Below are 20,739 nucleotides of genomic sequence, written 5' to 3'. Positions count from 1 at the left end.
CTATGTTCTGGATGACGGCACGAGGCCGACCGTGCCAATCTGCGCCTGGCCGATCGCTGCGGCGACAAGATCTATGATTTCCTTGAGAGCCGCGAGATCATGGGTCAGAAGAACCACGACGGCCGACCCTGCTGCCACGAGATTCTGTTGATGCGCCAGGTTCTTGTCGCAGGTCAGGAGACAGCTGTACTCCACCGATCCGACGAGCCTCAGCAAGCGACCATTTGTCTGACCTTTCCAGTCGTTCGGAAACGGGTCGACGGTGCAACCTGCATTGCGGAGCAGACCAGCGATCTTTCGCGGAACGCCTTCATCGAGGATGGTTTTCAAGCTGCTCTCGACAACTTCTTCTCGATATCCTTCGAAGCCAGAACAAGCACCGCATCGATCTGGCTCCGCTCGACCGTCGGATAGTTCTCGAAGAACTCCTCCAAGGACATCCCACCGCGCAGGTTCTCGAACAGCGCCTCGACGGGCACGCGCGTTCCCTTGAAGACGACCGCCCCCGAAACGACATCGGGATCGCAGCTGAGCACATCGGAAAGCTGCATCTCATCCTCCTTGTGTAAGGAATTCCCTCAGATCACCCAGCTGTCCGGGTTCCTGATCGGCTCGTTGCGGCTCGCCGCCTGCAGCCCGACCACGCAACGTACCACGAACCACACCGCCACCGCGATCATCAGCAGGAAACCGATCAGCACCACCGCGAGCACCGCGCTTAGGAAGGCATAGAGCAGCCCAATCCAGAAGGTACGGATCGCATAGGTGTAGTGCGTCTCGACCCAGCCGCCCGCCTTGCCGCGATTCAGGTAGGCCATGACGAGGCCGATCAGCGGGGTGAAGCCGATGGCGAAGCCGACGAGATAGAGGATGTAGACGACCTGGACGTTCGTGCGGCCGGGTTCCAGCCAGCGATCCGTCTGCCGCCCGCCCGAAGGGTTGCTCTCGCTCATCATGTCGCCTCCGTCACGATAGAACCGGCCTGCCCCGAAGTTTCGGGCAGTCCCATCCGGCCCGGATTGAGTATTCCCTTCGGATCGAACTGCTCCTTGAGCCTTGCCGAAAGCGCCGCGAGTGCCGGCGGCTGCGGCTGGAATACCGGAACCGCGGCGCGTTCAGCGAGACTCGCCCGCACCAGCGTGGCGTGTCCGCCGCCGAACTGCTTCACCAGCCGCCGCAGGGCCGCCGCCTCGCTGTCGCCTTCCAGACGCAACCAGACCAGCCCCCCCTGCCAGTCGTAGAAGGCATCGGCAGCAGTTTCCATCCGCAACGCCATGACCATCCGGTGAGCCTCGCCCGGCGCCATCGAGAGCCGCCAAACCGGGTTCCGCGTCCCATCGGCAAAGGGCTTGCAGTCGCGCACCTCGCGCCAAAGCGTCCTGGAGCGGACTTCTTCCAGTTCGTCGATGTCAAACGACCGGAACATGTCCTTGAGCATCGTCGCGCGATAGACCACCGACGGTCCGAAGCCCTCGACGCGCAGGAGGGTCGAACCCGCGCCCGATAGCGCGCCGTCGAGCACCTTGCCTGTCACCGTCTCCGGCAGGTGCGCCGCCGCCGATACCTCTGCGCTGGAGCCCATCGCGGCCGCCATGGCCGCCGCCGCCTGTTCCTCCGTTAGGCCGCGCAAGGCCAGCGTGGTCTCGGTCTCGGACTTTGGCAGAACCTTGAAGGTCACGTCGGTCAACGCCGCCAGCGTGCCCCATGAGCCGGCCATCGCCTTGGAGAGATCGTAGCCGGTGACGTTCTTCACCACCCGCCCGCCCGACTTGAAGGCTTCGCCGCGGCCCGAGACGGCACGGATGCCGAGGATGTGGTCGCGCGCGGCGCCTGCCTTGAGACGGCGGGGACCGGCGAGGTTTGCCGCCAGCACCCCGCCGATGCTCCCGCCTCCCGCCTCGCCGCCGAGTAGCGGACCGTAGTCCATCGGTTCGAAGGCGAGTTCCTGGCCGTGCTCGGCCAGCAGCGCCTCGATCTCGGCCACCGGCGTGCCGGAACGGGCCGAGAGCACCAGTTCTTCCGGCTCGTAGAGTGTCACGCCCGTAAAGCGGGACACGTCCATAACGTGCTCGGTCTGCACGGGCCGGCCGATGCCGCGCTTGGAGCCTTGTCCGACGATCTCCAGCGGCTCGCCCTCGCCGGCCGCCCATTGGACGGCGGCCAGCACCTCGGCGGCGGTGGTGGGCGTGAAGGTGGTCATGTGAAATGCGATACCGTCATGCCGGGCCGGGACGTCGTGTATTCTTTGGCAATCGCACAACCTCGAGCTGGCCCCCATTCACGCAGTCCGAGACGCCCCACCAATTCCGCCGAAAGACCAATCCGACCGCCGTCATTGATCGTCAGGACTGGCATGGCGCTTATTCGATCTATACGGGAAAGTACGATTTCTGCCTCCCCATCGTCACTTCACCGGCGTGCCGCGATAGAGATCGGCGACCTTGCAGGAAAAGCCGAACTCGGGAAGCTCGATCAGGTCGTCTGGCGATCGATAGACGCGTCCTTTCCAGTCGTCCGCCCGAGTCCAGACTTCGACCGCGAAATCCCTCTGGGAGAGAACCAACACGCAGAGACAGGACGGCGTGACCGAATAGATCGACCGTTTCCGACTGATCGACTCACGGGTGTTCGAATCGGAGAGAATCTCAGCCGCAAGATAGAAACTCGTTCCGTAGATCTCGTTCTCGACCTCCGCGTCGACCACCGCCACATCGGCTACTGCCAGGAAATCGGGATGTTCTTCAGACCGGATGCCGATCTCCTGAAGCGCTACCAAATCCTTCCTGTGCTTCTCCAGCGCATTGTCCAACAGCCGTGCGAGGTTGCGGCCGATCATTTGATGCGGGCGCGTTGCAGGCGACATCATCATGAACGGCTCTCCGTCGACCAATTGCCAGCGTTCCTCGCGCGGACGATCCTCGATGAACTCCAGAAACTCTTCGACAGTCAGTTTGCCAGACGGTGGCGCGACATGCGTATTCATGGAGACGGCCTCCTACTCCCTTCCATCATAGCGGATTTCCGGCGTCCAACCAAAGCCGCCTCAGGGCACGGCCGGTCCTGGTTCCTCGCGCCCCGCGCTACCATCAAAACCTGGGTATGTCCGGAAACGCTATCTGCCCCCGATGCACGTGCATGCGCCCCAGTTCGGCGCAGCGTCTCAATTGCGGAAAGACCTTGCCCGGGTTGAGCAGATGGTTGGGATCGAAGGCGCATTTCACCCGCATCTGCTGGTCGAGATCGGCCTGGTTGAACATGGTTCCCATCAGGTCGCGCTTCTCCACGCCCACACCGTGCTCGCCGGTGAGTACCCCGCCGACCTCGACACAGAGCCGCAGGATGTCGGCGCCAAAGGCTTCCGCCTTCTCCAGTTCGCCGGGATTATTGGCGTCGTAGAGGATCAGCGGATGCAGGTTTCCGTCACCGGCGTGGAAGACGTTGGCGACGCCGAGCCCGTAGCGCTCCGACATCTCGCGCATCCCGGCCAGCACCTTCGGCAGTTCCTTGCGCGGGATCGTGCCGTCCATACAATAATAGTCTGGAGAGATGCGCCCGACCGCCGGAAAGGCTGCCTTGCGCCCGGCCCAGAAGGACAGCCGCTCCTCGTCCGAGGTCGAAACCCGGCACGTGGTGGAGCCGTTCTCGACCGCGATCCGCTGCACCTCGCCGATCAGATGGTCGATCTCCGGCCCCGGACCGTCGAGTTCGACGATCAGCAGCGCGTCGACATCGAGCGGATAGCCGGCATGCACAAAATCCTCCGCCGCGCGGATGGCCGGCCCATCCATCATCTCCATTCCGCCGGGGATGATGCCGACGCCGATGATGTCGGCCACGCACTGTCCCGCCGCCTCGCTGGACGGAAAGCCGATCAGCAGCGCGCGCGCCGCTTCGGGCTTCTTCAGGATGCGCACTGTCACCTCGGTCACTACGCCGAGCAGGCCCTCGGAACCCGTCATGATGCCCAAGAGGTCATAGCCCTCCGCATCCAGATGCTTGCCGCCGAGGCGTACCACCCCGCCGTTCATCAGCACCATCTCGATACCCAGCACGTTGTTGGCAGTCAGCCCATATTTCAGGCAGTGCACGCCGCCCGAGTTTTCCGCCACGTTGCCGCCGATCGAGCAGGCGATCTGCGATGACGGGTCGGGTGCGTAGTAGAATCCCTCCTGCTCCACCGCATGGGTGATGCCGAGATTGGTTACGCCCGGCTGCGCCGTCACCGTCCGGTTGGCGAAGTCGATGTCGAGGATGCGGTTGAAGCGGCTCATCACCAGCAGCACGGCATCCTCCAGCGGCAGGGCGCCGCCGGACAGGGACGTGCCGGAACCGCGCGGCACCACGCGGATGTTGCGGTCATTGCAGTATTTCAGGATACGCGAGACCTGCGCCGTCGTCTCCGGCAGGACGACGACCAGAGGCAGTTGCCGATACGCGGTCAGCCCGTCCGTCTCGAAGGCGCGCATGCCGTTGACGGCGTCGACCACGCCCTCGTTCGGCACGATGATCTTCATGTCCTCCACGATCTCGGTGCGCCGGCCAAGTGTGGCAGGGTCGGGTTTGGGCATCGCCAGTCCGGTCATGAGGCCTCCGCGCGAAGTGGTAAAAACTCTTTACCAGTTTTTCCGACAGGCGCAAATGGCGGAGACGGTCGATCGCGGGACTCTCGGCGGACTTGTCCCCCCGCCTGCTTCTTGCTCCCTATTCCCCTCCCTCCCCGTGCGTCCGCCTGATGCGCCGCACGGTCCACCAGACGCCCGCGACCACGGGCACTACGAGAGCCGCGGTCAGGGCTTCCGGCTTCACGGCCAGCCCGAACGGCGCAGCGCCCTTGGCGAGATACCCGATCAGCCCGACGACGTAGTAGGACACGGCTGCGACCGAGAGGCCCTCGACCGTCTGCTGCAGGCGAAGCTGCATCTTTGCCCGGCGGTTCATCGAGGCGAGCAGGTCGCGGTTGCCCTGTTCCACTTCCACGTCGACCCAGGTGCGGAGCAGCGTCGCCGCGCGGGCGAGCTTGCGGGACAGGTTCGCCTGCCGCTCCTCCACCGAACGGCAGGTGCGCATAGCCGGGGCCACGCGCCGCTCCAGGAATGCAGACCAGGTCTCGCCGCCCGGCGCCGGCTCCTCGCCAAGGGCCGCCAGCCGCTCCTCGACGATCCCGTGATAGGCGCGGCTCGCGCCGAAGCGGTAGAGGCTGGCCGCCGCATCCGCCTCCAACTCCGCCGCGAGTTCGGTCAGTTCGGCCAGCATGTCCTGGTTGCGCCGCTCCGCGGTGGACCGCATCTGGCTCGTGATCAGCGCCAGCCGATCCTCGATGCGGCGCATCCGCGGCGAAAGCGACTGCGCCAGCGGCAGGCCGAGCATGGCGAGCGTCCGGTAGGTTTCGACTTCGATCAGCCGTTGCGCCAGCGCCCCGATGCGAGCCGGCGCAAGGCCGCGGTCGAGCACGAGGATACGCGTGAGGCCGTTACCGTCCTGGCAAAAGTCGGTAACTGCCGCCGCCATTCCGTTCTCGACCAGCGAATGGCACAGGCTCGCGGGATCGAACGCCTGGATCAGCGCCTCGTTCTCAGCGTTCCAGGGCATGATCATCAGCCGCGCGCCCGAGATCACCAGCCCAGGTGCCGAAAAGCCGTTGCCGAAGGGGTTCTCGTCCCGCCCGCCGGCGGCTGGCGGCGGCCCGTCCCAGAGATAGGTCGAGAATTCCGTGTGCCGCTCCCAGCGCAGCGTGCCCCGGGCCCATGGCATGGCATGGTGACGCGCCTGCCGATCGGGCGGCGCCATTCCCAGACGCCGCGACAGTTCGCTCAGGACGGCGTGGTCGACGGTCGATCCGCCCTCGGTCATGAAGGCGAGCTGGATCAGGTGGCGCGGCGTCTCGATGAGCGGATAGGGGCGCGCGTGCACTTCGCCCACCGCGCCCGCCCTCGCCTCATGCGCGCGGAAGGCCATCACCGTTCCGGTCAGGGGCGTCTCCTGCGGCACCGCGCCTGCGTGCTCGTTCATGATCCCTCCCGAGTGGCGATGGAAGCTTACCCGCACGGATCGACGCGTCCATGCGGCATCGCGTCCGGCAACGCATCCGCCATGCCTCAAGCAACTGGACAAGATTCTTGACCAGTTATAGGGTCGGCGCGTCGCGCATGCTGCGGCCGGAGCACGAGTTGGAAGAAATCTTCGCCCCCATCGAGCATTCCCGAACGTCCGACGAGGTGGTCCACCAGATCGAGAGCCTGATCCTCGAAGGCATCTTTCGCGCCGGCGATCGCCTGCCGGGCGAGCGCGAGCTGTCGCGCCAATTCGACGTCTCGCGGCCGATCCTCCGCGACGCGTTGAAGGAACTGGAAGCGCGTGGCCTGCTCGTAACGCGCCATGGCGGCGGTACGCATGTGGCCGACATCATCGGCGAGGTGTTCACGCGGCCCGTGCTCGACCTGATCGCCACGCACAAGAAGGCGTCGCGTGACTTTCTCGAATACCGGCGCGAACTCGAGGCCGTGGCCGCGGAATATGCCGCGCGGCGCGCGACGCCGGACGACCGGACAATGCTGGCCGACGTGCTCGGCCGGATGAAGACCGCGCACGGACGCGCGGATTTCGCCGAGGAAGCGGCACTCGACGTCGAGTTGCATGGCGCGGTCGGCGAGAGCGCGCACAACATCATCCTCCTGCACACGCTACGCTCATGCTATCGGCTGCTCGCCGACGACGTCTTCGTCAACCGCACGCTGATCTACGCCCTGCCCGGCGCCCGCGACGACCTGCTCGCGCAGCATCAGGCGATCGGAGAGGCGGTCATCGACGGCGATCCGGCAAAGGCGCGGACCGCGGCGCGGGACCATATCGACTATGTGGAGCGCGCCATGAACGAGGCGGAACGCAGCGAAGGCTGGCACAAGGTTTCGCGGCTCAGGCTGATGCACCGCAACGGCGCCGAAACGAGAAAGACGATGGGGAACGCGCATTGAACGCGACGAGTGACAGACCGAAGGTGGGCCTTTTCGTAACCTGCCTGGTGGACCTTTTCCGGCCGGTGGTCGGTTTCGCGGCGGTAAAGCTCATCGAGGATGCCGGCTGCCAGGTCGACGTGCCGATGGCGCAGACCTGCTGCGGCCAGCCGGCCTACAATTCGGGCGACCGGGCCGACACGCGTGCGATCGCGGAAAACACGATCCGCGCCTTCGAGGGCTTCGACTACGTCGTGGCGCCGTCGGGCTCCTGCGCAGGCATGCTGAAGAAGCACTATCCGGCGCTCTTCAAGGACGATCCCGCATGGGAGGCACGCGCGAAGGCCTTTTCGGCAAGGGTGTACGAACTCGTCTCGTTCCTCGTCGACGTGCGCGGCATGGACAGGGTGACGGCGGCCAATGCCGGCGCGGTCACCTACCACGATTCCTGCTCGGGCCTGCGCGAGCTCGGCATCAAGGGCCAGCCGCGCGCGCTGCTCTCTTCCATGGCGGGGACGGAAATCCGCGAGATGCGCGATCCCGACGTCTGCTGCGGCTTCGGCGGCACCTTCTGCGTCAAGTACCCGGACGTGTCGAACGCCATCGTCGAGACGAAGACGATGACCATCGAGGCGAGCGGTGCCGAAACGCTGCTGGCGGGTGATCTCGGCTGCCTGATGAACATGGCCGGCAAGCTGAAGCGCCAGGGCTCCAGGGTCGAGGCCCGCCACGTCGCCGAGGTGCTCGCCGGCATGACCGACACCGCGCCGATCGGCGGGAAGGGCTGACCATGCAGATCACTTCCCCTGCCTTCAAGCAGAACGCCCGCCACGCGCTCGATGACGCCCAGTTGCAGAAGGCGCTCGGCAACGTGCGCGGCGGCTTCATCGACAAGCGCCAGAAGGCGGTCGATGCGCTGCCCGAATTCGACGCGCTGCGCGACAGTGCCCGCGACATCAAGAACCACACGCTGGAGAACCTCGACCTCTACCTCGAAGCCTACGAAAGCCAGGTGACTGCCGCCGGGGGTCATGTCCACTGGGCCGAGACGGCTGCCGACGCCCGCCGCATCGTGCTCGACATCTGCCGCATGACCAATGCCCGCACGGTGACCAAGGGCAAGTCGATGATCACCGAGGAGATCGAGCTCAACGATTTCCTCGAGGCGGCCGGCATCCAGCCGATCGAGACCGATCTGGGCGAATACATCATCCAGTTGCGCGGCGAGCACCCCAGCCACATCATCGCGCCCGCCGTCCACGTCAACAAGGAGCAGGTCGAGGCCGACTTTCGCCGGGTCCACAACCATCTGGCGCCCGACCGCGACCTGACCGAGCCGGAGACGCTGCTCGACGAGGCGCGGCGCATCCTGCGCGCCAAGTATTTCGAGGCCGACGTCGGCATCACCGGCGCGAACTTCCTCGTAGCCGAGACAGGTTCCTCCATCATCGTCACCAACGAGGGCAATGGCGATCTCACCCAGATCCTGCCGCGCGTCCACGTCGTGCTGGCATCGATCGAGAAGATCGTTCCCACGCTGAATGACGCCAGCCAGATCCTGCGGGTCCTGGCACGCTCGGCGACTGGCCAGGACATGAGCGTCTACACGACGCTCTCGACCGGGCCGAAGCGCAACGGCGATCCGGACGGGCCCGAGCAGTACCACGTCATCCTGCTCGACAACGGCCGCTCGTCCATGCTCGGCACGGAGTTCCAGGAGATGCTGCGCTGCATCCGCTGCGGCGCCTGCATGAACCACTGCCCGGTCTATCACGCGATCGGCGGCCACGCCTACGGCTGGGTCTATCCCGGCCCGATGGGCGCGGTTCTGACGCCGGCCCTCATCGGCATCGACAAGGGCGGGCATCTGCCGAACGCCTCCACCTTCTGCGGCCGCTGCGAGGCGGTCTGCCCGATGAAGATCCCGCTGCCGAAGATGATGCGCCACTGGCGCGAGAAGGAATTCGAGCGCGGCCTGAACCCCGCCACGCAGCGCTACGGGCTCGGAATCTGGGCGTGGTTCGCCAGGCGGCCCTGGGCATACAACCTCGCCACGTCGCTCGGTATTCCCGTTCTCGGCATGCTCGGCGGCAGGAATCGACGATTCTCCTGGCTGCCGCTGGCCGGCGGCTGGACCAGGCACCGCGACCTGCCGGCTCCGGAGAGCCGGACCTTCCGGCAGCAGTGGCGCGAGCGGGACGCGATCAAGCAGGGAGCGCTCTCATGAGCCCCCGCGACGCGATCATGACCAAGATCCGCGGCGCGCTCGCCGCAGGCCACAGCGACGAAGCCCGCCGGAAGGCTGTCGAGTCCCGGCTTTCCCGGCCGCCGAAGGGCGTCATCCCCGCCCGTGGCCAGCTCGACGACGATGCGCGCGTCGAACTGTTCTGCGAAATGGCGCGAAGGGTTACCGCGTCCGTCGTGCGGGTGAGGTCGCACGACCGGGTGCCGAAGGCGATCAGCGAGTATCTGCGCGCAAAGAACCTTCCCTCCTCGATCCGCATCGGCGACGATCGCCGCCTGAAATCGATGCCCTGGGACAAGTTCGGGTCGCTTGAGGTCAGGCGCGGCCCTTCCGACGGCTTCGACGAGACGGGCGTCAGCCATGCGCTCGCGGGCATCGCCGAAACGGGTACGGTCGCGCTCGCGTCCGGCAAAGACAACCCCACGACCATCAATTTCCTGCCCGAGCACCATATCGTCGTCGTCGACGCGAAGGATATCTCCGGCGATCTGGAAAGCGTCATGGGGCGGGTCCGGAAAAAGTTCGGCAAGGGCGAGATGCCGCGTACGCTGAACCTGATCACGGGGCCGTCGCGGTCGGGCGACATCGAACAGAAGATCATACTCGGCGCCCACGGCCCCCGCGCGGTTCATGTGATCGTGGTGGGGTAATTGGGCGTCCACTTTCTCGACGCGGCGGGACCGGACGGCGTCCGCATCTACGCGATCGGCGACGTGCACGGACGCCTCGACCTTTTGCGACGCATGCATGCCATCATCCGCGACGAGATCGAGCAGGACAGGCCCGCCGACTGGCGCATCGTTCATCTCGGCGACTACGTTGACCGTGGCCCGGACTCAGCCGGCGTACTCGATTTCCTGACCCACGCGGTGGCTTCCGACGAGCGCAACGTGGCGCTTGCAGGAAACCATGATCTAGGCTTCCTCCAATTCCTCGCCGAACCGGACCCTGGAGGATTGTTCGCAAATTTCGGAGGCCGGGAGACCGCCGCCGCTTACGGGGTCTTCATCACTGGCAGGGACCGCCGCGGCTTTGTCGATGCGCATAGGGAATTGTGCCAGGCGGTTCCGCGCGAGCATGTCGGGTTCCTGTCTGTGCGGCCCTATTCGGTGTCTTTCGGCGACTTCTTCTTCTGCCACGCCGGCATACGCCCCGGCATCCCGCTCGAGCGGCAGAACCCCCACGATCTCGTCTGGATACGGAACGACTTCCTCGATTGGCCGCACCTTCACCCGAAGGTCATCGTCCACGGCCACACGCCGCACCACGAGCCGCAGTTGATGCCGAACCGGGTCAACGTCGACACCCTCGCCTACCAGTCCGGCAGGCTCACCGCGCTGGTGATAGAGGGCACGCAAAAGCGGTTGATCTCAGCTTCCGCGGAAAGTTGAGGTCGTTATGGCAACTGAAGGAAATAGTTAGGAGAACCGCGTCACCGGTTGGTAGCGCTGACGCCATATCCATCGACGACCTGATGCCCGGAAGCGGCGTCGGCAGCGTAAATTCCTGCACCCCAGAGGGCAATGCCGGAGAGCATGAAGAGGGAGAGCAGCGTGGCTTTCACGGGTGTCATCTCGGTTTCTCGTTGCGTCGCATTCGACACGATCGCGGTTACTATTCGGTTTCATCGCCGCACGGATTTCGTAACGGGACGGTTTCTCCCGTGAATACGATTTGCGAGTTCGAAAGTTCCCGTCGCAGATCCGCTCCGGGCGGCGTCTCCATAGTCTGGTAGCGGGATCGGTGATAGACTTCCGTGAAATCCTCCACACGGATTCCGGAAGGCGTATCAAAAATGTCACGTCTGCTGATCGCGATGCTGTCGCTTTTCCTCTCACTGCCGCTCGCCTCTCACGCGACGCCCGTCGAGGGGCTTCTCCCCGAGCCGCGCCTCGGCGACGATGGCCTCCACATCCAGGATTGGTTCCTGCAGTCGTTCCTCGATATCGGCGAAGACCTCGCCGAAGCGCAGGCGAACGGCAAGGGGCTCGTGGTCGTGTTCGAACAGTCCGGCTGTCCCTATTGCCGCGAGATGCACCGCGTGAACCTGCGCGATGCCGCGATCGTCGAGCAGATCAAGGCGACGTTCGACGTGCTTCAACTCGACCTGCGCGGCAGCCGCAACGTGACCGACACGGATGGCGAGGAACTGCCGGAGCGTGAGCTTGCCCGCAAATGGGGCGTGGTCTTCACCCCGACGCTCATCTTCATCCCGCAGGATGCGGATCCCGCGGGCAAACCGGCCAATATGGCGGCAGCGGCGGTCATGCCGGGCTACTTCAAGCCTTTCCACTTCGCGTCGATGTTCGACTACGTCGCGAGCGGCGCCTGGCGCGACCAGCATTTCCAGGAGTTCATCACCGCGCGCGCCGATAAGCTTCGCTCGGAAGGCGCCGAGGTCGAAATCTGGGACTGAACTTTTCTCAGACCGCCGCCAGCCAGGCGCGCGCGATGGCGAGGCCGGCCGCGTCCGCCTGCGGCCCGTGGCGTGCCGCCTCCGCCTCGAAGCGGTCGCGCCAGTCGGGATGGTGCTCGGCAAGATAGTCGGCGAAGTTTTCGTTCCAGCTCCGTACGAGGCCCCGGTCCGCCTCGAAATGAAATTGTATCCCATAGGACGCCCGCCCCACCCGGAAAGCCTGGTTGTGCGCCGCCATGTTGCCGGCGAGCCGGACCGCGCCTCTCGGCAGGGTGAAGGTATCGTCGTGCCACTGAAAGATCGGGAAACGCTCCGGCAACGGGCCCAGGACCGGATCAGTCTTCCCCTCGTCCGTCAGTTCGACCTCCTGCCATCCGAATTCGGGCGCGGCGCCGATCAGATTGTCCGCCCCGAAAGCCCGTGCCAGCATCTGCGCTCCGAGACAGACGCCGAGCACGGCGCGGTCCGCCGACGCGAAATCGCGCATCAGTTCCACCAGTTGCGGCATGTAGGGGTACTCCGCGTCGGCGAGCGCGTTCTGGCCGCCGCCGAGCACGATCAGTCCGTCATGGCCGTCGTCCGGCGACGGCAGCGGCTCCCCCACATATGACTTCACGACATCGACCTGGGCACCCGCCTCATCGAGGGCGAAGCCGATCTGGCCGAGGCCCGTGTCGTCGTAGTTCTGAATGGCGAGGATACGCATGGATGCCCGGATCGTGTGGCGGAAAGGGTCCCGACAGCGATAGCATGACCGCCTTCGCGCGCAAGGCCGCACCTTCAGGGAGATGAGACCGATGCCGCTCCGGAACCGCGTCGATCCGTCGGGCGAAATTTACGCCGATACCGCCCGCGGCATGTTTACGGGCAACCGTGGCGTCATTCACGATCCGGCCACGAAGACGCTGCTTTCCCGCCGCTGGACGACGAAAGCCTGGATCGTCTGCCTGTGCGATTTTCGTGGACGCAGGCGCGAGGTGATGGGCCGCAACGCGCCCTCCGGCGGCGCCGGCTGGACCGAGCTGTTCTTCCTCGACGAGGTCACCGCGCTCGCCGCCGGCCACCGCCCCTGCTTCTACTGCCGGCGCCGAGCCGCGAAGGAGTTTGTCCGGTGCTTCGCGGCCGCGCGGGGATTGCCCACAGTGACCGCGCCGGAGATGGATGCCGTTCTCCACACGCAAAGATGCGCCTCAGACGGCGCGTCTATCAATGTCGGGGATGTCCGATCACTGCCCGATGGGACGATGGTGGCTTCCGCTGGCAAGTATCTCGCGGTCCGTGACGGCCGGCTGCTCGAATGGTCTTTCGAAGGCTATCGCGTCGCCACGCCGGCATCAGAGACCATGGCGGCAAGACTCCTTACGCCGCCCGCGACGGTCGCAACTCTGAACGCGGGATACCAGCCGATCTGGCACGGATCCGCCTCTTAAGCCCGCGGTAACCATCCTGCGTAACGCGACGGTAGTGCGGAGCGGTCATGTTGGAGGAACATACGGGGGCATATCAGGTGAGCGGCACGTTCGACATTTTCACTCTCTTTGCCGCCAATGCCATCTGCCTGGTCATCATGGCAGCCGCGTTTCTTTTCGCCGGTCGAGGCGGTCACGGACACCGGTTCTGGAAATCCTGGGCGTTCGCCAACCTTTGTATCGCCGCCTCAATCCTGCTCTACATGTTTGCCGGGCCGATCCTGCAGTCGGCATTCTCCGCCGTGCCGAACAGTCTGCTCCTGGCTGGCTTCGGGCTGAGGTGGCAGGCATCGCGCGAGTTTGGCAGGCGCGATCCCGTGAGATCCATTGTGTGGGGTCCGGCGCTGCTGATGTTCGTAATCTGTCTGATGGCTCCGCTGATCGGCTCGCGCGGGCTCGTCTATACGAGCACCAATCTGCTCCTGACGGCGATGGCCGCTGCCACCGCCTGGGAATTCTGGCGCGATCGGGCCGACAAATTGCCATCGAGATACGGGCTCACCGGCGCCTATGCGTTTATGGCGGCTTCGTTCGGCGTCCGCACCATTCAGGGTTTGATCAGTGGCGAATCCCTGAGCGACTACATACCGAATGACACGCTGTTGATCGCTCACTTGATGCTCGGCCTCGTCTATACCTGCTCCAGTGGCGCTTTCGCGCTTTCGATCGCCTATGAAAGGAATGCATCCAAACTTCGCATCTGGGCGATGTACGACGCCCTGACCAATCTTCTGAACCGCGGTGCCTTCGAGGAACTCTCCCGCCAGAAACTCGCCGAAAGTGCCAGCAGCGCCCTCGTCGTCTTCGACATCGACCATTTCAAGCAGATCAACGACCGCTACGGTCACGCAGCAGGCGACGAGGCGCTCCGCCAGTGTGCCGCGCTGTGCCGGGAGACGGCCGGAAGCAATCGCATCGTGGGACGCATCGGTGGAGAGGAGTTCGCGATCTTCATGCCCGACGCGGGACCCGAGGATGCAGCGTTCCTGGCGGAGCGACTGCGCATGGCCGTCGATTCCACCATCTTCCGCTGTGGAGAACGGGCCTTGCGGCTGACGGTGAGCCTCGGCTGCAGCTGGCGCGAAACGTCCGGAGACGACTACGAAGTCATGATGCGGGAAGCCGACGCCGCGCTCTACCGCGCCAAGGATGCAGGCAGGAACCGCGTCGAACGCGCAGTCGCCTGACGGGTACGGCCGGGCTCTTCGTCCGTCACCCCCTGCCTTGACCGCGCCACAAGCCTCCCGCATGGACGCCGCCATGCGCGCGAATTACCGGATGCAGAGGCTTTTCGTAACGGCGGATCTCGCCCAGGGAGAGCCGTTCGATGCCGAACAGTCACAGGCTCACTACCTCCTGAACGTACTCAGGATGAGCCCGGGGTCGGAACTTCTGGTCTTCAACGGCCGCGACGGCGAATGGCTGGCCGCGGTCGGCGAAACGGGCAAGAAGAAGGCGCAGATCGTCCCGACCGCCCAGACGCGCGCCCAGCCGAAGCTGCCCGACCTGCTCTACTGCTTTGCCCCGCTGAAGCAGGGGCGCCTCGACTACATGGTCCAGAAGTCCGTGGAGATGGGCGCGGGCACCCTCCAGCCGGTGATCACCCAGCACACCCAGATGTCGACCGTCGGCGTCGAGCGCCTCCAGGCCAACGCGCTGGAAGCGGCGGAGCAGTGCGGTATCCTCGCCGTACCGGTGGTACGGGAGGCGATCAAACTGGAGCGGCTACTGTGGGAATGGGAACCCGGCCGGCGCCTGATTTTCTGCGATGAAGGCGTTGCGACCAACAATCCGCTGGAATTCCTGCAAGGCATCGAGGAACGGCGGCTCGGGCTGCTCGTCGGGCCGGAAGGCGGCTTCTCCGAAGAAGAGCGCAACCAGCTACGCGGGCTTCCCTACGTGACGCCGATCCCGCTCGGCCCCCGCATCCTGCGCGCCGATACCGCCGCCGTCGCCGCGCTTGCAGTCGTGCAGGCGACGATCGGCGACTGGCGCTGACAGCCGGGCAGGCTCGTCGACTTTTTTGTGAGTACGTCGCCGCTCTCGCCGTTTAGGCCACCTTGTGCCAGTGATTGTTCCCGAACGATCGACCAGGGGGAACGACGGATCATGGCCCAGCCGCTGCAGCGCGAACGCATCCAGTATGTCGTGGAGGGCGGCGCACACCTCTCTGGCGAAATCGAACCCTCGGGCAACAAGAACGCCGCGCTGCCCATCGTCGCTGCCGCCCTTTTGACCTCCGATCGCGTGGAACTCTCCAACGTGCCGCGCATCCGCGACGTCGAAGCGCTGGTCGAACTGATCCGCACGGTGGGGGCAGAGGCTATATGGACCGGCCGCAACAGCCTGACGATCGAGGCCCGCGACCTGCGGCCCGCCGATCTCAACCCGGCGCTGTGCGCCCGCATCCGCGCGTCGATACTCCTTGCCGGCCCCTGCTCGCCCGCTGCGGAGAACTCACCCTGCCGCCGCCGGGCGGCGACGTCATCGGCCGTCGCCGGGTCGACACTCATTTCCTCGTCCTCCAGCAGCTCGGCGCCGAGATCGAGGCCGACGAGGTCTACCGCTTCAGGACGGATGGCCTGAAGGGTGCCGACGTCTTCTTCGACGAGCCGTCTGTCACCGCCACGGAGAACGCGCTCTGTGCCGCCGTGGCCGCCGAGGGCAGGACGGTGCTGCGCAACTGCGCCTCCGAGCCGCACGTACAGGACCTCGCGCGCTTCCTGATCGCGATGGGCGCCGAGATTGAGGGCATCGGCACCAACACCATGACCATCGAGGGCGGCCGGCCGCTTTCGGGCGCCAGCCACCGTATCGGGGCCGACCACATCGAGGTGGCGTCGCTGATCGGGCTGGCGGCGGTGACCCGTTCCGCCATCACGATCCGCAATGCCGGCGTCGCGCACCTGCGCTCCACGCTCATGAACTTCGAGCGCCTGGGCATCCGTTGCCGCATCGAGGGCGACGATCTCGTCGTCCCGGGCGAGCAGGAGATGCGCGTCCAGTCGGATTTCGGCGGCCACGTTCCCAAAATCGAGGATCAGCCCTGGCCGGCTTTCCCGGCCGACGCCATGTCGATCGCCGTCGTCACGGCGACCCAGTGCGAGGGCATGGTGCTGCTCTTCGAGAAGATGTTCGAGAGCCGGATGTTCTTCGTCGACAAGCTGATCGCCATGGACGCGCGCATCGTCCTGTGCGATCCGCACCGCGTCGTCGTCTCCGGCCCCGCCCGGCTTCGCGCGGCGAGGGTGGAGAGCCCCGACATTCGCGCCGGCATGGCCATGCTGATCGCGGCCCTCTGCGCGGAGGGTACCAGTATCATCGAGAACGCCCAGCAGATCGAGCGCGGCTACGAGCGCATCGAGGAGCGGCTGAATGCGCTCGGCGCGCGCATCGTGCGCAATCCGCCCCGCGAGGGCTGAGCCACAGCCCAAGAGCAGACCGAGGGCGGCGGCGGTCCGCGTCGCGCGGCGCCTTTGCGCTTGCCATCGCCGCGGTCGCGTGCGACCAGCGCCCTCCACCGCCTGGGGACGTCGCACGTCCCGCATTGCAACCCCCATCTGAAACGAAAGGACGCTCGCCATGGCACGCGCGCTCGGGCTCGATTTCGGCACGACCAACACGGTCCTGGCGCTCGCCGAAGAGGCCGACGGCGCCACGCGTTCGATCCCCTTCACCTCTGATGCGGGCACGACCGACACGATGCGCACCGCGCTGTCGTTCATGAAGGAGGGCCGCAGCACCGCTTCCCTGCGGGTCGAGGCCGGGCAGGCCGCGATCCGTCTCTTCGTCGAGCATCCCGGCGACTGCCGCTTCCTGCAGTCGATCAAGACCTTCGCCGCCAGCGCCGCTTTCCAGGCGACGATCGTCCACGCCAGGAAGCAGACCTTCGAGGACCTGATGGAGGCTTTCCTGCGCCGGCTGCAGGCCTATGCCGGGAATGGCTGGCCATCCGACGTCGCGCGGCTGGTCGTCGGCCGTCCCGTGCGTTTCGCCGGCGCCAATCCGGACGAGCAACTGGCGCTGGAGCGGTACCGGGCAGCGCTCGACCGCTTCGGATTCCCGGAAATCCACTATGTCTACGAGCCGGTCGCCGCGGCTTACTGGTTCGCGCAGTCGCTGCGCGGGGACGCCACCGTGCTGGTCGCGGATTTCGGCGGCGGCACCACCGACTATTCCCTGATCCGCTTCGAGCGCCACGCGGGAGAACTGCGCGCCACGCCGATCGGCCATTCCGGCGTCGGCATCGCGGGCGATCACTTCGACTACCGCATGATCGACAATCTGGTGTCGCCGGAGATCGGAAAAGGCAGCCGGTTCAGGAGCTTCGGCAAGATTCTCGATATCCCCGGCAGCTACTTCGCCAGCTTCGGGCGCTGGAACCAGCTCTCGATCTTCAAGACCACGCGGGAATTCGCGGATTTGAAGAGCCTGGTGCGCCACGCCACGGAGCCGGAGAAGCTCGAATTGTTCATCGACCTGATCGAGTATGACGAAGGCTATCCTCTCTACCAGGCGAACTCGGCCACCAAGATGGCGCTGTCCGAGGCGGAGGAAGCCGAGTTCCGTTTCGATCCGCTCGGCCCGGCCGGGCGCAAGACGGTCAGGCGCGCCGATTTCGAGACATGGATCGCCGACGACCTTGCCCGCATCGAGGGCGCGCTCGACGAGGTGCTGTCTGCGACGCATACGCCGGCGATGGCCGTCGACAAGGTCTTCCTGACCGGCGGCACGTCCTTCGTCCCGGCGGTCCGCCGCATCTTCGAGCGCCGCTTCGACAGGGACTGGATCGAGAGCGGCGGCGAGCTTCTTTCCATTGCCCACGGGCTGGCGTTGATCGGCGAGAGCGGCGACGTCGAGCGCTGGGCGGCGTAACCGGCTGTCCGATCAACCGCGCTTGAACGGATCGTCAGCTTTTTTCGCTTGCCCTTGCTCCCGCTGTTCGGCCATCACTCGCGCGCCGACGCCAGATCGGCCGACAGTATCGTCTCGAGGAAATGCCGATGGCGCGCGACACGACCGATTCCCGTCCGATCGAGGGCTTCGACGAACTCGTCGACCACATGGCCGAGGGCTGCAAGCCAAAGGACAAGTGGCGGATCGGTACCGAACACGAGAAATTCCCGTTCTACGTCGACGGCAACGCGCCCGTTCCCTACGAGGGCGAGCGCGGCATCAAGGCGCTGCTCGAGGGCATGCAGCGCGTGCTGGGCTGGGAGCCGATCCTCGACGGCGGCAGGATCATCGGCCTCGTGGAGCCCACCGGCCAGGGCGCCATCTCGCTGGAGCCCGGCGGCCAGTTCGAACTCTCCGGCGCGCCGGTCGAGACGATCCACCAGACCTGCCGCGAGGGCAATGCCCACCTGGCCCAGTTGCGCGAGATCGCCGAGCCGCTCGGCATCCGCTTCCTCGGCCTCGGCGGCAGCCCCAAATGGACGCTGGCCGAGACGCCGCGCATGCCGAAATCGCGCTACGACATCATGACCGCCTATATGCCGAAGGTCGGAAGCCGCGGGCTCGACATGATGTACCGCACTTGCACGATCCAGGTGAACCTCGACTTCGAGAGCGAGGCCGACATGCGCCGCAAGATGCAGGTCTCGCTGAAGCTGCAGCCGCTGTCGACAGCCCTCTTTGCCAATTCACCCTTCACGGAAGGGCGACCGAACGGCCTGAAATCCTGGCGCGGAGAGATCTGGCGCGACACGGACAACAAGCGCGCCGGGCTGCTCCCCTTCTGCTTCTCGCCCGATTTCGGCTTCGCAGACTATGCAGATTGGGCGCTCGATGTGCCGATGTACTTCCTCATCCGCGACGGCAGGTACTACGACTGCACCCACGTCACATTCCGCCAGTTCATGGACGGCGCACTGCGCAATTCCGTGCCGGACGGTTTCCCCACCATGGGCGACTGGGCGAACCATCTCTCGACGCTGTTTCCGGACGTGCGCCTGAAGCGGTTTCTGGAAATGCGTGGCGCCGACGGTGGCCCGTGGCGGCGCATTTGCGCCCTGCCCGCCTTCTGGGTCGGCTTACTCTACGACGGCGAGGCGCTCGACGCCGCCGAGACGCTGACCTCGGCGTGGACGTACGAGGACGTGCTGGCCCAGCGCGACGCCGTCCCCCGCCAGGGCATCGACGCCTCCTTTGGCTCAGGCACGTTGCGCGATGTCGCCCGCGACGTGCTCGCAATCTCCCGGCTCGGCTTGAAGAACCGGGCACGCAAGAACCGCGAGGGGTTCGACGAGACGAACTTCCTGTCGCCGCTCGACGAAGTGGTCGCCCGCGGCACTACGTCCGCCGACGAAATGGTCACCGCCTATCACACCCGGTGGGGCGGATCGATCGAGCCGGTTTTCCTGGAGTATGCATACTGAGGGGAATGTGCTCTACGGCTCGTCACCGGTCGTGGCCTGGATCGGATCGGACCCGATGGTCGGCGCCCGATGCGGACGACGCTCGTTCCTGATAAGCAATTCCAGGTCCACGTCCGTTCCAAATTCGAGAGCCAGCCGCCGGTAGAACCGCTCGACAGGTTCGGACGCCGCCTCGGGCGTCGTGCAGGGATTCCTCCCCTTCGCTCCGATAGGCGCAGAGGCGTCGTGGTTTTCTCGATCGGAAGGTGTGCGTCTCTTCATGGTGTCCTTTGCCGGGCACTGGGTCGGACGCGCATGCATCCAGGATCGGGAACCGGGTCTCGCAACGCCTTCTGTGCAATGATACGCTTTCATGAATGCTTGTTCGAGGAGAACCCCATGCTGCCGCTCTACGACATGCTCGCCGCGCAGAACGGTCAGGCCTTCGAGGCGCTGGCGCGCCAGTTCGGGCTGTCGCAGCAGCAGGCGCACGCGGCGGTCGAGGCCGTCCTGCCGGCCTTCAGCCAAGGCCTGAAGCAGAACGCCTCCGATCCCTATGGCCTTGGGACGTTCATCGCGGCACTTTCCAGCGGCCAGCATGCGAACTATTTCGACAATCCGGCCAACGCGTTTTCTCCGGCCGGCCTCGCCGACGGCAACGGCGTTCTCGGCCATCTTTTCGGTTCGAAGGACCTGTCGCGCGCCGTAGCGCAGCAGGCGTCCTCCTTGACCGGCCTCGGCGAGGGGGTGATCCGGCAGATGCTGCCGGCGATGGCGGCCATGATCATGGGCGGTCTGTTCAAGCAGATGACCGGCCAGCTCGGCCCCGGGCCGGCCGTGCAGCCCAATTTCGGCTCCGCGAGCTTCGGCGGAAGTAACCCCATGGCCGACGTCATGGCGCAGATGATGCGCCAGGGAACGGCCGCGATGACCAACCAGCCACAGCAACGCACTTCCGAACAGCCGAATCCGATGGACAATCCCTTCGGCCGAATGATGCAGGATATGTTTGCCGGCGCTTCCGGAAAACAGCCAAAGCCCGAACCGGCGAAGAGCCCCCTCGAAGGCAACCCGTTCGGAAAGATGATGGAAGACTGGATGCGCATGGCTCAGCCGGGGGCTACGCAAGACGAACCGCAGGAGGTCCAGCGAGAGAACCCGAGCGGCCGTCCGAGGACACCGTGGGACGATCTCTTCGGAGACATGTTCGAGACCGGCGCCAGGCAGCGCGACGACTACCAGAAGAACATGGAAGCCATCGTGGACCGCTACCTCAGGGATGTGGCCCGCAGCCGCTGACCTC

At 65.5% G+C, this 20,739-nt stretch carries 21 protein-coding genes and 1 pseudogene; 13 read left to right on the top strand and 9 right to left on the bottom strand.

Annotated features, from left to right (window positions below; all coding sequences use genetic code 11):
- The 7 genes from ABGN05_RS02750 to ABGN05_RS02720 all read right to left on the bottom strand — a co-directional run bounded on the left by ABGN05_RS02750 (position 1) and on the right by ABGN05_RS02720 (position 6,009).
- On the bottom strand, positions 1-330 hold the full coding sequence (locus ABGN05_RS02750; RefSeq protein WP_367952457.1) for a hypothetical protein: 330 nt from the start codon (positions 328-330) through the stop codon (positions 1-3).
- Positions 327-551: a DUF433 domain-containing protein gene (locus ABGN05_RS02745; RefSeq protein ID WP_367952456.1), complete on the bottom strand. Its 225-nt coding sequence runs from the start codon at positions 549-551 to the stop codon at positions 327-329. The genes ABGN05_RS02750 and ABGN05_RS02745 overlap by 4 nt, the downstream gene beginning before the upstream one ends.
- A 27-nt stretch (positions 552-578) precedes the next feature.
- A complete protein-coding gene (locus ABGN05_RS02740) occupies positions 579-953 on the bottom strand; it encodes a DUF4870 family protein (RefSeq protein ID WP_367953128.1) in 375 nt (124 codons plus the stop codon).
- The gene (gene glcE / locus ABGN05_RS02735; protein WP_367952455.1) at positions 953-2,200 is read right to left on the bottom strand and encodes a glycolate oxidase subunit GlcE; all 1,248 of its coding nucleotides are present in this window, start codon (positions 2,198-2,200) and stop codon (positions 953-955) included. The genes ABGN05_RS02740 and glcE overlap by 1 nt, the downstream gene beginning before the upstream one ends.
- 204 nt (positions 2,201-2,404) lie before the next feature.
- Positions 2,405-2,983: a Uma2 family endonuclease gene (locus ABGN05_RS02730; RefSeq protein ID WP_367952454.1), complete on the bottom strand. Its 579-nt coding sequence runs from the start codon at positions 2,981-2,983 to the stop codon at positions 2,405-2,407.
- A gap of 103 nt (positions 2,984-3,086) precedes the next feature.
- Complete coding sequence (locus ABGN05_RS02725) at positions 3,087-4,583, bottom strand: FAD-linked oxidase C-terminal domain-containing protein (protein WP_367952453.1); 1,497 nt, start codon at positions 4,581-4,583, stop codon at positions 3,087-3,089.
- 118 nt (positions 4,584-4,701) lie between these two features.
- On the bottom strand, positions 4,702-6,009 hold the full coding sequence (locus tag ABGN05_RS02720) for a DUF3422 family protein (protein ID WP_367952452.1): 1,308 nt from the start codon (positions 6,007-6,009) through the stop codon (positions 4,702-4,704).
- A 158-nt stretch (positions 6,010-6,167) separates the two neighbouring features.
- Between ABGN05_RS02720 and ABGN05_RS02715 the strand changes: the two genes are divergently transcribed.
- Genes ABGN05_RS02715 through ABGN05_RS02695 form a run of 5 tightly spaced genes read left to right on the top strand, consistent with a single transcriptional unit; the run spans position 6,168 to position 10,586 of the window.
- Positions 6,168-6,971, top strand: coding sequence for a FadR/GntR family transcriptional regulator (locus ABGN05_RS02715; protein WP_367953127.1), 804 nt, complete (start codon positions 6,168-6,170; stop codon positions 6,969-6,971).
- Complete coding sequence (locus ABGN05_RS02710; RefSeq protein WP_367952451.1) at positions 6,968-7,738, top strand: (Fe-S)-binding protein; 771 nt, start codon at positions 6,968-6,970, stop codon at positions 7,736-7,738. Before ABGN05_RS02715 ends, ABGN05_RS02710 begins: the two co-directional genes overlap by 4 nt.
- 2 nt (positions 7,739-7,740) lie before the next feature.
- A complete protein-coding gene (locus tag ABGN05_RS02705) occupies positions 7,741-9,177 on the top strand; it encodes a LutB/LldF family L-lactate oxidation iron-sulfur protein (protein WP_367952450.1) in 1,437 nt (478 codons plus the stop codon).
- Positions 9,174-9,845: a LutC/YkgG family protein gene (locus ABGN05_RS02700; protein WP_367952449.1), complete on the top strand. Its 672-nt coding sequence runs from the start codon at positions 9,174-9,176 to the stop codon at positions 9,843-9,845. The genes ABGN05_RS02705 and ABGN05_RS02700 overlap by 4 nt, the downstream gene beginning before the upstream one ends.
- Positions 9,846-10,586, top strand: a complete 741-nt coding sequence (locus tag ABGN05_RS02695; RefSeq protein WP_367952448.1) for a metallophosphoesterase — start codon at positions 9,846-9,848, stop codon at positions 10,584-10,586.
- Between the two features lie 41 nt (positions 10,587-10,627).
- On the opposite strand, the gene ABGN05_RS02690 is transcribed toward ABGN05_RS02695, so the two are convergent.
- On the bottom strand, positions 10,628-10,768 hold the full coding sequence (locus ABGN05_RS02690) for a hypothetical protein (protein ID WP_367952447.1): 141 nt from the start codon (positions 10,766-10,768) through the stop codon (positions 10,628-10,630).
- Positions 10,769-10,990: 222 nt separating this feature from the next.
- Here ABGN05_RS02690 and ABGN05_RS02685 point away from each other — a divergent pair, with 222 nt between their 5' ends.
- Positions 10,991-11,611: a thioredoxin family protein gene (locus ABGN05_RS02685; protein ID WP_367952446.1), complete on the top strand. Its 621-nt coding sequence runs from the start codon at positions 10,991-10,993 to the stop codon at positions 11,609-11,611.
- A gap of 7 nt (positions 11,612-11,618) precedes the next feature.
- On the opposite strand, the gene ABGN05_RS02680 is transcribed toward ABGN05_RS02685, so the two are convergent.
- Positions 11,619-12,317, bottom strand: coding sequence for a type 1 glutamine amidotransferase (locus ABGN05_RS02680; RefSeq protein ID WP_367952445.1), 699 nt, complete (start codon positions 12,315-12,317; stop codon positions 11,619-11,621).
- A 91-nt stretch (positions 12,318-12,408) separates the two neighbouring features.
- Between ABGN05_RS02680 and ABGN05_RS02675 the strand changes: the two genes are divergently transcribed.
- From ABGN05_RS02675 to ABGN05_RS02645, 7 genes and pseudogenes are all read left to right on the top strand, one after another.
- Entirely contained in the window at positions 12,409-13,041 is a 633-nt protein-coding gene (locus ABGN05_RS02675) for a hypothetical protein (RefSeq protein WP_367952444.1), read from the top strand.
- Between the two features lie 47 nt (positions 13,042-13,088).
- Positions 13,089-14,267, top strand: a complete 1,179-nt coding sequence (locus ABGN05_RS02670) for a GGDEF domain-containing protein (protein ID WP_367952443.1) — start codon at positions 13,089-13,091, stop codon at positions 14,265-14,267.
- Positions 14,268-14,340: 73 nt separating this feature from the next.
- Positions 14,341-15,078 carry a 16S rRNA (uracil(1498)-N(3))-methyltransferase gene (locus ABGN05_RS02665; RefSeq protein ID WP_367952442.1) on the top strand — a complete coding sequence of 246 codons (738 nt, stop codon included), beginning with the start codon at positions 14,341-14,343 and terminating at the stop codon, positions 15,076-15,078.
- A 210-nt stretch (positions 15,079-15,288) separates the two neighbouring features.
- Positions 15,289-16,502 (top strand): annotated as a pseudogene (gene murA / locus ABGN05_RS02660) (UDP-N-acetylglucosamine 1-carboxyvinyltransferase).
- A 160-nt stretch (positions 16,503-16,662) separates the two neighbouring features.
- Positions 16,663-17,955: an Hsp70 family protein gene (locus ABGN05_RS02655; protein WP_367952441.1), complete on the top strand. Its 1,293-nt coding sequence runs from the start codon at positions 16,663-16,665 to the stop codon at positions 17,953-17,955.
- Positions 17,956-18,083: 128 nt separating this feature from the next.
- Positions 18,084-19,457, top strand: coding sequence for a glutamate--cysteine ligase (locus tag ABGN05_RS02650; protein WP_367952440.1), 1,374 nt, complete (start codon positions 18,084-18,086; stop codon positions 19,455-19,457).
- Between the two features lie 378 nt (positions 19,458-19,835).
- Positions 19,836-20,735: a DUF937 domain-containing protein gene (locus ABGN05_RS02645; RefSeq protein ID WP_367952439.1), complete on the top strand. Its 900-nt coding sequence runs from the start codon at positions 19,836-19,838 to the stop codon at positions 20,733-20,735.
- The last annotated feature ends 4 nt before the right edge of the window (positions 20,736-20,739 follow it).

This window comes from Aquibium pacificum, assembly GCF_040839445.1.
Classification (GTDB): Bacteria; Pseudomonadota; Alphaproteobacteria; order Rhizobiales; family Rhizobiaceae; genus Aquibium; species Aquibium pacificus.
Note: the sequence above shows the minus strand (reverse complement) of the source record. Positions and strands in the feature narration are given on the sequence as shown.